The 11445-nt window shown below is 66.5% G+C and carries 16 protein-coding genes; all 16 read left to right on the top strand.

Annotation, left to right across the window (positions count from 1 at the left end):
- Nucleotides 1-691 (top strand): hypothetical protein (locus ACWIQA_RS07665; RefSeq protein ID WP_448582480.1); only part of this gene is annotated, 691 nt, incomplete at its 5' end.
- 62 nt (nt 692-753) lie between these two features.
- Nucleotides 754-1122, top strand: coding sequence for a hypothetical protein (locus tag ACWIQA_RS07660; protein WP_448582479.1), 369 nt, complete (start codon nt 754-756; stop codon nt 1120-1122).
- Nucleotides 1123-1158: 36 nt separating this feature from the next.
- Nucleotides 1159-1434, top strand: a complete 276-nt coding sequence (locus ACWIQA_RS07655) for a phage fiber-tail adaptor protein (RefSeq protein ID WP_448582478.1) — start codon at nt 1159-1161, stop codon at nt 1432-1434.
- Nucleotides 1434-1967, top strand: coding sequence for a head-tail connector protein (locus ACWIQA_RS07650; RefSeq protein ID WP_448582477.1), 534 nt, complete (start codon nt 1434-1436; stop codon nt 1965-1967). The genes ACWIQA_RS07655 and ACWIQA_RS07650 overlap by 1 nt, the downstream gene beginning before the upstream one ends.
- Nucleotides 1968-1977: 10 nt before the next feature.
- Nucleotides 1978-2313, top strand: a complete 336-nt coding sequence (locus ACWIQA_RS07645; protein WP_448582476.1) for a head-tail adaptor protein — start codon at nt 1978-1980, stop codon at nt 2311-2313.
- 28 nt (nt 2314-2341) lie between these two features.
- The gene (locus ACWIQA_RS07640; protein ID WP_448582475.1) at nt 2342-2737 is read left to right on the top strand and encodes a DUF3168 domain-containing protein; all 396 of its coding nucleotides are present in this window, start codon (nt 2342-2344) and stop codon (nt 2735-2737) included.
- 5 nt (nt 2738-2742) lie between these two features.
- Complete coding sequence (locus tag ACWIQA_RS07635; RefSeq protein ID WP_448582474.1) at nt 2743-3150, top strand: phage tail tube protein; 408 nt, start codon at nt 2743-2745, stop codon at nt 3148-3150.
- Entirely contained in the window at nt 3147-3467 is a 321-nt protein-coding gene (locus ACWIQA_RS07630; RefSeq protein ID WP_448582473.1) for a gene transfer agent family protein, read from the top strand. The genes ACWIQA_RS07635 and ACWIQA_RS07630 overlap by 4 nt, the downstream gene beginning before the upstream one ends.
- Nucleotides 3464-3658 (top strand): phage tail assembly chaperone, encoded by a 195-nt coding sequence (locus ACWIQA_RS07625; protein WP_448582472.1) that lies wholly within the window; start codon nt 3464-3466, stop codon nt 3656-3658. The genes ACWIQA_RS07630 and ACWIQA_RS07625 overlap by 4 nt, the downstream gene beginning before the upstream one ends.
- Nucleotides 3651-4208 carry a tail tape measure protein gene (locus ACWIQA_RS07620; RefSeq protein WP_448582471.1) on the top strand — a complete coding sequence of 186 codons (558 nt, stop codon included), beginning with the start codon at nt 3651-3653 and terminating at the stop codon, nt 4206-4208. The genes ACWIQA_RS07625 and ACWIQA_RS07620 overlap by 8 nt, the downstream gene beginning before the upstream one ends.
- A gap of 3 nt (nt 4209-4211) precedes the next feature.
- A complete protein-coding gene (locus ACWIQA_RS07615) occupies nt 4212-6557 on the top strand; it encodes a phage distal tail protein, Rcc01695 family (RefSeq protein WP_448582470.1) in 2346 nt (781 codons plus the stop codon).
- On the top strand, nt 6554-7384 hold the full coding sequence (locus ACWIQA_RS07610) for a DUF2163 domain-containing protein (protein WP_448582469.1): 831 nt from the start codon (nt 6554-6556) through the stop codon (nt 7382-7384). The genes ACWIQA_RS07615 and ACWIQA_RS07610 overlap by 4 nt, the downstream gene beginning before the upstream one ends.
- Entirely contained in the window at nt 7353-7805 is a 453-nt protein-coding gene (locus tag ACWIQA_RS07605; protein ID WP_448582468.1) for an NlpC/P60 family protein, read from the top strand. Before ACWIQA_RS07610 ends, ACWIQA_RS07605 begins: the two co-directional genes overlap by 32 nt.
- Before the next feature lie 9 nt (nt 7806-7814).
- The gene (locus ACWIQA_RS07600; protein WP_448582467.1) at nt 7815-9983 is read left to right on the top strand and encodes a GTA baseplate fiber-binding domain-containing protein; all 2169 of its coding nucleotides are present in this window, start codon (nt 7815-7817) and stop codon (nt 9981-9983) included.
- A gap of 27 nt (nt 9984-10010) precedes the next feature.
- Nucleotides 10011-10475 carry a DUF2793 domain-containing protein gene (locus tag ACWIQA_RS07595; RefSeq protein WP_448582466.1) on the top strand — a complete coding sequence of 155 codons (465 nt, stop codon included), beginning with the start codon at nt 10011-10013 and terminating at the stop codon, nt 10473-10475.
- A gap of 129 nt (nt 10476-10604) precedes the next feature.
- On the top strand, nt 10605-11445 hold an 841-nt coding region (locus ACWIQA_RS07590), incomplete at its 3' end, for an outer membrane protein (RefSeq protein ID WP_448582465.1).

Genomic DNA, 11445 nt, shown 5'->3' with positions numbered 1-11445 from the left:
CAACTATACCGACCGGCTTGTCTCGAAGCATGATTGCTTTTTCGATGGTGCGACTTCGAGCGTGCGCGCATCCTTGGGAGAGCCGGCTGCGACGCGCGGCTATCGCGGCCACCTGACGCAGGGGTGGCAGGTCTCGTGGGGCCACCTCAACGAGGGCAATGTTGAGGGCTGGCGGGTTTTCATCGGTTCAGGTGGCGCCGATCTTGAGAACCGCGGGCTTGGCTGCATCATCACGCCATTCCCGACACTTTCGGGCTCGCCCTCGGCGGACTGCCTTGCCTGGCCTGGGTTTACGGCGCCGGCGGCGGTGGCGGACGGTGGAGCCGGCTTCGGCAACTATCTGCCGCTCGCCAGCAGCCCATTGCGGAACCGGTGCACGAGTGCGCAGATCGATGCGGATCGCAGAGGGCGTCTTCGGCTTGGTGCGCGCTGGACTGCGGGGGCACTTGATGCGGAGCCGGATCCGCCGCCTCCAGTTCCCCTTACTCCGGCGCTGGCGCGGCATGGCCATGACGCGGGGCAAAGCGGCCTCGCCTTTCGCGCTGCACTCCTCGTTGCATCGGCGCGGCACGCCTTCAGGGCCATTGGCGCGCTTGCCGAATTTGTCACTGGCGGAAGTTTCCGTGTGCATGGTCTTCGGACCCGACGAGTCCCGCGCGACAACCGGCGGGCACGTCCTGCTCGGGACTGAGCCGAAAGCGGTCAAACGGCCCGACGCTTTTTCGGTGTCGGTCTTTCCTTGGAGGGCACGTCATGGCCAAATGGGTATCCTCGACCGTTCTTGATGCAGCGCTTGCCGAGATTGCGACGGCCGATCGGATGGTTGCGTTGGCAGCGCAGCCGGCGAGCTATGGGGAAGCCATGGCTGGACGGCTCGCCGAGGTGACGGTTGCGCCTGCCGATTTTGCCATCGGCCCTGGCGATGTTTCGGGCCGGAAGGTCGTCGTTGCCGGGAAGACTGGGCTCCCTGTTCTCATGGCCGGGACGGCGACGCATGTGGCGCTCGTGCGCACTGGCAATTCCGCGCTGCTCTATGTCACGACCTGTCCGGGCCAGGCCCTCGTGCCGGGCGGCACCGTGAACATCGCAAGCTGGAATGTCGAGATTGGCGATCCGGTCTGAGCTGGCACGAGACCTTCTGAGCAGGGAGACCTGGACATGTTCCTGAAGGATCCGGGCGCACGCCTCGACTATCGGTTCGACTGGTCGGAGCGGGTTGCCGACGGGCGTGCGATCACGGCGAGCGACTGGCTGGTCGAGCCGCAGACAGCTGCTGGCCTGGTCATCGAATCTGCGGCCATCGATGGTGCGACAACCGTGGTCTGGCTTGCCGGGGGCGAGCAGGGCCGAGTCTATGCCGTTCGCAACCGGGTGGCCTTGTCAGACGGGCAGATCGATGAACGGTCGCTTATCGTGCGCGTGGAGCAACGCTGATGTTGCGCCTGGATGTGGCAGCGCCCGTGGTGCCGATCCTGGAGTTGCGAACCTATTTGCGCATTGAGACGGATGCCGAGGATGCCGTGCTTGCAGGCCTTGGGCGCGCAGCCACGAGCCTGGTGGAGGCCTGGACGGGACGGCTTCTCATCGAACGTGTCGCAACCGAGATCTTTCCCGATGGGGCCTTGCTTTTGCGCCTTTCTGCAAGCCCGGTCAGAGACGTGACGGAGGTGGCGCGCCTTGTGGCGGGTGCCGCAGCGCTGCCGTTGCCGGCTGGAGAGTGGACGCTGCTGCGGCACCGGGACGATGCGGCCGACATCCAGCTCGCGCGAGCAGTCGAGGAGCAAGTTGCCGTCACCTATCGCGCTGGCATGGCTGCGGACTGGAACGGGTTGCCCGACGCGCTGCGGCTCGCGGTGATGCGTGCGGCTGGACATCTGCACGCCAATCGCGACGGCGCCAATGATGCCGGTTTGCCGGCCGCCGTGTGCCAGCTGCTCGCTCCCTGGCGCCGCCTTCGCCTCAATTGAAAGGGCTCCTATGCAAGGGGAAATTGCCGGCCGGCTGAAGCAGCGGGTGCGCCTTGAACGGCGTGTCCATACCCCCGACGGTGCCGGCGGATCGCACGAGGTGTGGCAGACGGTGGGTGAGCACTGGGCCGAGATGCGGCCGGCGGATTCGCTCAACATGTCGGCGGTCGTCGCCGACACGCGCGTGACAGCGCGGCGCTGGCGCGTGCTCATGCGTGCCGGGATCGATATTGCGCTGGGCATGCGGCTGACCTGGCAAGGGCTCGACTTGCGGGTGACGGGTATCCAGCGGGATCCGCAGCTTCCCGACCGAGTGGCGGTCATTGCCGAGGAGTTCGGCGCCTGACCGGCTGCAGGTGCACGGGAGAAAGGCAATGGATTCAAGTCTCAGGCTTCAGCGCCTCATCGTTGCGGCGCTGGAGGGCGATCCGCGTCTGCGCGCAGCCGGCGTGGCTGTCTATGATGGCCCGCCTGCCGATGCGCGACCGCCCTTCATCGGGCTTGGTCCGGACTCGGCTGTCCCGTGGCGGTGGAAGGACGGTGGCGGCGAGGAACATCGCCTGACGGTCTCGGCATGGCTGGGCCGCGATGGGATGGCTGGCGCCAAAGCGCTGATGGCCCAGATCGAGGAGGCTGTGCTTGCGATGCCCCGGGTGGGCGAAGGCATCCGAGTGGTCGCGCTGCGGCTGGCGCGTGCTCAGGTGCGGCGCAATCCCAAAAGCTGGACTGAAGGCCGGCTCGAATTCATCGCCCGAACCCTCAAGGAGTGAAGCAGATGGCAGTGGAAAGCGGAGCAGCATTTCTTCTGAAGCTGTCAGATAATGGCGAGCCGGAGCAGTTCCGGACTGTCGCGGGATTGCGGACGACCCAGCTCAGCATCTCGGCGCAGCCAGTCGTGGTGACAAACAAGGGCTCGCAGGGATGGCGTGATCTTCTCGGCGGTGCCGGTGTGCGATCAGTGTCCATCTCGGGGGCGGGCGTGTTCACGGGATCGGCTGCGGAACTGCAGCTGAAGGCGCGGGCGCTCTCAGGCGCGCTTGATCGCTATGAAGTGAGCTTTGAGGGCGGTGAACGGTTGCGAGGCCGGTTTCAGGTGACGCGGCTTGACTATGCTGGCGACTTCAATGGCGAGCGGAGTTACACGCTGGCGCTTGAAAGCTCTGGTCCGGTCGAAGCGCTGTGACGGGCGCCAGGATAGCCAACCCGGTTCGGGGCGAGGTGGCGCTTGAGCTCGGGGAGCGAACCCTCTGCCTGCGGCCGAGTTTCTCAGCCCTGGTGCAGGCGGAGACAGAGCTTGGAAGCCTGCCCAAGCTGGTGGAGCGGGCTGCAGCCGGCGATGTCCGGCTGGCGGATGCCGTGGCGCTGTTCTGGCATTGCCGGGCTGAGGGCAGTTGGGGCGAGGATCGCAGCGCCTTCGAAGAGGCCGTGGCGAGAGCGGGGCTGCAGCCGCTGCTCTCCGCCTACCGGGCGCTGCTTTCGGCCATATTTTCCGGCGCGTGACACCTTATGCCGAGCTTGCGCGGCTTGCCGCGCGGGTCGCCACCGGCGTGCTTGGCTGGTCTCCCGACCAGTTCTGGAATGCAACGCCAGCCGAGCTGCGGCTGGCACTGGAGGGCCGGCTCGGATCGGCGCCGACTGCCATCACGGAAGCGGATCTTGAGCGACTGATGCGGGAGTTTCCCGATGCGTGACAGTTTCGAGGATGTGGCGGTTGCCGTGCGCGCGGACATGGACGGCTTTCAGCGCGATCTGGCCGAGATGCGCCAGATGCTGGAGACGACTCTCGGCGCTGGGGCAGAGGCCGCCGGCCGCGGGATTGAGTCTGCACTCGCCAAGGCTGCGCGCAGTGGCCGACTCGAATTCGAGGACATGGCCCGTGCGGCTGCGCGCGCGCTCGCGGAGATTGCCGCAGCTGCGCTCAAAATCGAATTCGGTGGCGCAGCGACTGGCCGCATCGGCGGCATTCTTGGAGGAGTTTTCGGCCTTTCGGGCTTGCCTGGCCGGGCGACTGGAGGGCCGGTTGCGCCTGGGCGGGCCTATCTGGTGGGGGAGAGGGGCCCGGAAGTCTTCGTGCCGACGTCGAGTGGCCGCGTGGAGGGAGCGCGCGGGGGTGCCCCGCAGGTCATCAACCTGGCAGTCCACGTGAGTGGCGGAAGTGACGCCAGGCGGGCGTTCATGGCGCAGACCGAAACGCAAGTGGCGCGGGCCGTGCGGCGCGCCTTGCTGCGCCTGGAGCGCTAGGCGGTGCCGCATTTCTTCGCCCGCCCGGGCGACCCGCTGCGCCAGGCGGCAGTCAAGCGGTTCGCGCCCAGGCTGTGGACAGTCGATTTCCCGCGGCCGATGATGGCAGCACTTACCAACCCGGCGCCGCGGACCATCCGTGTCGACCTTGCCTTCCTGGCCCGGCGGGACCTTGCCGGGCTCATCTGGGAATCGGAGGACCGCTGGTCCCACCGGCTGTGCGCCTATCGGACCATCCGCGACTATGGCGGCTGCACGCTTGCCTTCGACTGGGTGGCAGGGCCCGGGATGCGCCCGCTCGATGCCGTGCATGGCCCGACGCTGACCATCGAGGGACGCGACCGGAACGGGCAACCCAAGACCTGGTATGTGCGGCTGTGGAACTACGCTGAGGGCAGCCCAGACAATGCCCGGATCCGGCTCAACTTCGGGGCCCTCAACGGCGGCTTCCTGCTGCCTTCCGAAGCCGATCCCGTCTACCCGCACGATATCGACCGCCTGTTCATCTCGCTGATGCCGGTTGGCTATGCGGATGCAGAGGGGCCGCTTGCGGCGCCGGTTGAGACTTGGGTCGAGCTTCGCAACATGGAGGTGACGGGCGCCAATGCCTCGATCCCCATCCATGACGCCTTTCTGCCGGAACATGCGCTCCGGATCGCAAGCGGGTTTGACGACAGCTACAATCAGGCGCCCGAGCGGCTGGTGGAGCAGTGGCTGGCGCTCGGCTACCGGGGAACCTGCACCCATTATGTCGGGATGAGCCACTATCCCGCGCTCTTGTGGGATGGGGAACGCTTTGTCATCGACCCGGCCCGCGAACTCAATGGGCCGAGCCTTGCCTGGCATCGCGCCTTCGCGGGCGCACTGAAGGCGCAGGGGTTCGACCTCATTTGGTCGCTTTCCTATGAGCTTTTCGATTCCTATGCGCCTTCAGCCTGGGTCCAGCGCAAGGCCAATGGCGAGCGGGGACTGACAGGCTGGGATCCGCCTTCGGCGCTGCTGTCGCCGACGCATGGGGAGGCCATGGCGTGGCTTGGCCGGGTGGCTGCCCGGCTGATGCAGATCGCACGGGAGGCCGGGCTTTCCCCCTGGTTCCAGGTGGGCGAGCCCTGGTGGTGGGTGGGGCCAGACCACCAGCCCTGCTTTTATGATGCGACGACGGTGGCAGCCCATGTGGCGGACCGCGGCGCACCACCGCCCCTCATCAGCGATATCCGGGGTTCGAAGTCGCCTGCCGAAATCGCCTTTCTCGACTGGCTGGGGGAACGGCTTGCGGCCTCGACAGCAGCGCTCGTCACAGCCGCACGGGTTGCAGCTGGCGAGGGTTTTCGAAGCTTTCTGCTGTTCTTCTCCCCGCAAGTCCTGGATCCGGCGGCACCGGAGCTGGTGCGCGCCAACATGCCGGCGGGATGGTCTTGGCCGGCCTTCGACGGGCTTCAGCTCGAGGACTATGATCTCGTCGTTGCAGGCGATGCGCATCGGCGCGCACGCGGCTGGCGCGAGGTTGGCTCTCGCCTGGGCTATCCGGCCTCTCAGATGCACTATTTCGCCGGCTTTGTGCTGCGCGCGGAAGATGCTGCCCAGCAATGGCCCCGCATTCTGGCGGCAGCGAGCGATGGCGCCCGACGCGGGGTTGCTGACGTCTTCGTTTGGGCCTGGCCGCAGGTGCGACGCGACGGACTCGTCTTCCACGGCCAGCTCGAGGAGCAGAGCATGGATGCATTTCATGACGTGCGCTTTCCGCTGGCGATCGGCTTCGATGCCACCGGCGGACCCGAGTTCCTGACCGAGGTTGCTGTGCTGGCGTCGGGGTTCGAACGGCGGAATATCCTGTGGCAGCAGCCCCTCATGCGCTTCGACGCCGGCCTTGGCGTGCGCTCGGAGGCGGATCTGCGGACCCTTCTTCGTTTCTTCCGGGCGCGCCAGGGGCAGGCCTTTGGCTTCCGCTTTGAGGATCCGTTGGACAACAGCTCGGCGCTCGACGGCAGTCCGCCCGGACCGTTCGACCAGCGCCTTGGGGTTGGCGACGGGCGCACCATCCGGTTTCCTGTCGTGAAGACCTATGATGCGGACGTGCCGGGATTTCCGCGGCGCATCACGCGCCCGCGCGCCGAGGGGTTCCGCGTTGCCGTGGCAGGTGCGGAACAGACGTCGGGATGGATCTTAGAACCAGGCGGGTTCCTGCTGTTCGAGGTGCCTCCGGCGGCAGGCGCGGAGGTGACCTGCGGCTATTGGTTTGATGTTCCGGTCCGCTTTGCTGTCGACCGTCTGGACATCTCCATGTCCGGTTTCAGGTCCGGTGAAGTGCCCTCGGTGCCGCTCATCGAGATCCGGGAAGACCCGCAGTGACGGACCGGCTTTTTCCAGGCGGCGTTGGCACCATCTGCCTGTGCTGGAAGATCATGCGGCTGGATGGGCTGACGCTTGGATTTACGAGCCACGATCGTCCGCTGGTTCTCGACGGCCTGACCTATGAGCCCGTCTGTGGCATGACGCCGTCTGCCATCCTTACGTCGGCCAGCTTCGAGGCGGACAGCATGGCAATCGACGGGTTTCTTCACTCGGATCGGATCAGCGAAGCCGACCTTCGTGCAGGACGGTGGGACGGCGCCACGCTGCAAGTCTTTGCCTGCGACTGGCACCGACCGGAGCGCCCTCCGATCTTTCTCGCCCGAGGGCTTGTCGGAGATGTCCGGCAGACGGGTTTGGGTGCTGGAGGCCAGTTCCGGATGGAGCTCCTCTCCCCGTTCGTGGCGCTCGCCCGGCGGCAGGCGCTTGCCGTGTCTCCGACCTGTCGGGCTGAGCTCGGTGACCTTGTCTGCGGCGTGGACATGGCAGGACGGGCCCTTGATGTCGATGCCGTGGCCCGCGGCCGGCGCCTGGTCGAGGCGGCAGACCCAATTGCGGATAGCAGCCGTTTCGTGCTCGGGAAAATGCGCGTCATCGGTGGCCGACTGGCGGGACTGGACGGGACTGTCGTCCAGGTCGACGGCCGCGAAATCACCCTTGCGATGCGGGCGGACCTCGCACTTGGCGAGCAGTTGCGGCTTCGGCTGTTCGAAGGTTGCGACAAGACGCTTTCAACCTGCAGCGGCAGGTTTGGCAACGCAGCTGCGTTCGCTGGCGAGCCGCATCTGCCGGGCAATGATGCCTTGGTCCGCTATGGTGTGGGCTGAGCGGCCGACGGCTGCGCCCGGCGAGCGCATTGCGGCAGCGGCCCGCGCCCTGGTTGGAACACGCTATCGCCCGCAGGGTTGCGCTGCGGCGGGTGTGGACTGTGCTGGCCTCGTCATCCTGGCGCTGGCGGAAGCTGGCTGTCCGCTTCGCGTCGAGCCGAGAAGCGAGCAGATCTATGCCCTGCGCTTGCCAGCGCGGGAGGAGGTGGAGGCAAGGCTTGGAGCGCTTGGCCTTGAGGCGATAGCAGCTGGCGCTGCGCGGCCAGGCGACATCGTTCTGACCGAGCCGGCCCCTGGGCGGCTGCATTTCGGGATTGTGACGGCAGTCGGCGTGGTGGAAGCCCATGCCGGACTTCGGCGCGTGGTGGAACGGCCGTGGCATGCCAACGAGCGGATCCTTTCCTTCTGGCGGGTGGCTTGAGGAGGCAGCATGAGCTCTGTCATTTTCTCAACCCTTGGCCAGGCCGTCGCTGGACCGCTTGGCGGCGCAACCGCAGCATTGGCAGGCTCAGCGCTGGATGCGGCCCTTGCGGGGCGCGGGCGCCGGCACAAGCCGCCAGAATTCCGGGCGCCGACATCTGCCTATGGGGACGTGGTTCCGGAGATCTACGGGGTATCGCGCGTAGCGGGCGTCCTCATTTGGGCCTTGCCGTTCACACGCACTGGCGCAACCAAGGGTGGGACCTCCGACCGCTCGGCCTTCACTGCCTCCTTTGCCATTGCGCTTTCCGCACGGCCCATCCGCCAGGTCGGGCGGATCTGGGCGGATGGCCGCCTCATCCGCAACGCTGACGGCGAGTTCGGCCTGGCCTGCACCATGCGGACATACCGCGGAGTTCCCGAGCAGGGCGTTGATCCGCTGCTTGCAGCGGCCGAAGGAATTGCTGCCTGCCCGGCCTATCGCCAGCTTGCCTATGTGGTGTTCGAGGAGTTTCCGCTTGCCAGCTTCGGAAACCGGATCCCTGCCCTCAGTTTCGAAGTGCATGCTGACTCGGATGCGCTGCCATCGGCATGGCTTCGCGACCATTTGCTCCGGACGGGGCTGGGAGGTGTCAGATGTGAGGCGGATTCCTTGCTGCGTGGCTATGCGGCGCTCGGGCCGAGTGCGCTGGAGGATGCCGAAGCCCTGAGCGCATTCCTTGGTGTCCGGCCGAGTGTGGATGCAACGGGCGCAAAGGTCGTCCGCCTGGGACAGGTCTGGACCATTCCGGCACACGAACTTGGTGCACGCCGGCCCATGGAGGAAGCGGCAAATGGCCCAAGGCCGACCACGGCCGCACTTGCCGAGCGCGTGTCGAGCGCTTCGGTTGCCTATCTTGATCCCGAGCGGGACTATTTGCGTGGGACCCAGCAGTTCGGCGCTTGCACCGGAACGCGTATCCTCGAAGTCTCGGGGCCGTTTACAGCGACTGCTGCCGAAGCCCGGCAAAGCGCGCGGACCCTCTATCATGACGCGACGGCGGCAGTCGACCGGCTCGAGCTTTCGCTCAGCTGGGAATGGATGGCGATTGCGCCCAACGACCTTTTGCATGTGGCAGCAGACGCGCGCGCCTGGCGGGTGGTCGAGAAGCTTGTTGAGTCCGGCCTTGTCAGGCTGAAATGCGAAGCGGTTGCGGACGATCTGGCGATTGCAGTGGCAACGGAGCCAGGCCGGCTCCTGCCGGCGCCAATCGACCGGCGCGTGCCAACCCGCATGACGGTTCTCGAGCCGCCTGTTGGCTGGTCGGCGGAGGACCCGCCGGCACTCTCCGTTTTTGCGCTTGCCAAGGAGGGGTGGGCCAGCGCTGCGGTCGGCTGGGCTGTGGTCGGCGAGGGCCAGTTCGCGCCGCTGGGGCAGCTTCGAGCTGGAATGGCGCATGGACGTCTGGCTGAGCCGCTGCCGAGCGGACCGGCAACAGTCTGGGATGAGCACAACCGCGTGTCCCTCCTTGTCGAGGCCGGCGAGGACCAGCTTCTCTCGCGCGCGATGCAAGCCGTACTCGACGGCGCCAACCTGCTGCGGGTGGAGGATGAGCTCATCCAGTTCCGCTTGGCGCAGCAGGATGGCGCCAATCGAGTCCTGCTCTCCGGGCTGTTGCGAGGGCGGCTGGCAACAGCGCCAAGGGCCCATGCAGCGAACGCCTCCTGGCACCTCGTCCTCCCCTGGGCAGCAGTATCGCTCCGGGTGCAGCCGGACTGGGCTCTGCGGGCGCTTCAGTTCGAAGCCGCAGGCGCTGGCGACCCTGCCGAGGGCACGCGCATCATCCATGTCGTCTCCGGTGTCTCGACAGCGCCTCTTGCCCCCTGCCATCTGCGACTTGCGCGAACCGGAAGCGGAGGTCTGCGCCTGTTGTGGACGGCGCGGGACCGGTCGTTGGTTGACTGGAACAGCGCCGGGATGGCGCCACCGCGCTGGTATCGGGCCCAGCTGCGCTGGCATGGCGGAAGCCTGCCGCAACCGCTGGTCTTGCGGGCATTCGGCAACGAAGTCGCCCTGCCTGACCCGGCTGTCGCGGAACTCCAGTCCCTCGGCGCAGACCGGCTGTGGTGCGAGGTTGTGGCTGAAGGCGAAGGGCCCCTGGCCATTCGCTCGAGCGGCGAGCGTCAGCTCATTTTCTGACGGGATCAGCTGCCAAGGAAACAGGCGATGGAAACGACGCAACGCTTTGGGCTTCCCCTGCTCGTCTTTGGGCAGGGCCAGAAGGATATTACCCATAACGAGGCCGTCATGGGGATCGACTGGCTTTTGCATGGCCGGATTGTCAGTGCCGGCCTGAGGCGCCCGCCAGCCGCCCCGGCGGTCGGGGATGCCTGGCTGGTTGGCACTCCGGCTGAAGCGGAATGGTTGGGCCACGACGGGCAAATGGCTTGCTTCTCTGCTGGAGGGTGGCGCTTCTTCCGGCCGGCTGCTGGTCTTGCGCTCTGGAACGCAGAGCTTGGCCGGTGTCAGCGATTCGATGGCACTGACTGGCGCTTCGACCCGCGGCCGACCATGACTGCACCCGTTCGACCTCAGCTCCAGGGCGGAAGCGTCATCGACGCTGAGGCGCGCCAAGCGCTCCTGGTGATTCTTGCCCGCCTGGTGGAGCTCGGCATTTTTGCTGACGGCTGACCCCCACATGACGGCTCGGCTGTTGCCTGGCGGTCACAGCCTGTCCCTTGTTCGCGCTTGCCATTCCCAAGGTCGCTCGGCTAGATGGCCCGGCACTGGCATCGACAGGTGCGTCGGAAGGGGATCAACATGAAAAGGTTCGCCATTGGGGTGGCGCTCGCGTCGTCTGCGCTGGCCGGTGCCGCGCAGGCTCGCGACAAGGCCTGGTATATCGGTCTCGAAGGCGGGGGCATGATCGGGCAGGCGGAGAGCTTTGATCTGACCACGGCTGGCGTTTCCCCGCGCACCACAGAAAAGGCGCTGCGCAACAAGTATGAAGTCGGCTATGACATCGGGGGTGTCATGGGTTATGACTTCGGTGGGCTGCGCACCGAATTCGAAGTTGCCTACAAGGACGCGAACCTCGATTCCATCACCGTCAATGGGACGATCCCCGCCATTCCGGGCGGCGGATGTGGACCTGCAAGCCTCGTCCAGCCGTGCACGGCGACTGGCGTTCCTCCAGCTGGCGTCTACCAATCAGCAGACGGCAACGCCCGTATCCTCTCCTTCATGGTGAACTTCCTGCTCGACTTCGGCGGGGGTGACGACAGCCGGCTTGGGGCATCTGTCGGCGGCGGGGCTGGGATTGCGCGCACCCAGGCGAACATCTGGCAGCTCGGCAAGTTTGGGGCGGCTTTTGCCGATGACAGCGACACGGGCTTTGCCTGGCAGGGGATCGCCGGCTTCCGCTATGCACTGAGCGACAAGGTCGATCTCGGCCTCAAGTATCGTTACTTCAATGTGAACTCGGTGGATCTCCAGACCACCAACGGCCTTGATCTCTCGGGCAAGTTCCGCAGCCACAGCCTGCTGGCCGGCCTGACCTTCAACTTGTTTGAGCCGGCCGCACCGCCGCCGCCGCCACCACCCCCGCCGCCGCCCCCGCCGGCGCCGCCTCCGCCTGCCGTGACGCCGGGGCCCTTCATCG

The organism is Thermaurantiacus sp. (genome assembly GCF_053487655.1).
Note: the sequence above shows the minus strand (reverse complement) of the source record. Positions and strands in the feature narration are given on the sequence as shown.

What these genes read in the sequence shown, in the direction of transcription:
- ACWIQA_RS07660 (WP_448582479.1), top strand. Translation starts at nt 754, where the DNA reads ATGGCCAAATGGGTATCCTCGACCGTTCTTGATGCAGCGCTTGCCGAG.
- ACWIQA_RS07655 (WP_448582478.1), top strand. Translation starts at nt 1,159, where the DNA reads ATGTTCCTGAAGGATCCGGGCGCACGCCTCGACTATCGGTTCGACTGG.
- ACWIQA_RS07650 (WP_448582477.1), top strand. Translation starts at nt 1,434, where the DNA reads ATGTTGCGCCTGGATGTGGCAGCGCCCGTGGTGCCGATCCTGGAGTTG.
- ACWIQA_RS07645 (WP_448582476.1), top strand. Translation starts at nt 1,978, where the DNA reads ATGCAAGGGGAAATTGCCGGCCGGCTGAAGCAGCGGGTGCGCCTTGAA.
- ACWIQA_RS07640 (WP_448582475.1), top strand. Translation starts at nt 2,342, where the DNA reads ATGGATTCAAGTCTCAGGCTTCAGCGCCTCATCGTTGCGGCGCTGGAG.
- ACWIQA_RS07635 (WP_448582474.1), top strand. Translation starts at nt 2,743, where the DNA reads ATGGCAGTGGAAAGCGGAGCAGCATTTCTTCTGAAGCTGTCAGATAAT.
- ACWIQA_RS07620 (WP_448582471.1), top strand. Translation starts at nt 3,651, where the DNA reads ATGCGTGACAGTTTCGAGGATGTGGCGGTTGCCGTGCGCGCGGACATG.
- ACWIQA_RS07605 (WP_448582468.1), top strand. Translation starts at nt 7,353, where the DNA reads ATGATGCCTTGGTCCGCTATGGTGTGGGCTGAGCGGCCGACGGCTGCG.
- ACWIQA_RS07600 (WP_448582467.1), top strand. Translation starts at nt 7,815, where the DNA reads ATGAGCTCTGTCATTTTCTCAACCCTTGGCCAGGCCGTCGCTGGACCG.
- ACWIQA_RS07595 (WP_448582466.1), top strand. Translation starts at nt 10,011, where the DNA reads ATGGAAACGACGCAACGCTTTGGGCTTCCCCTGCTCGTCTTTGGGCAG.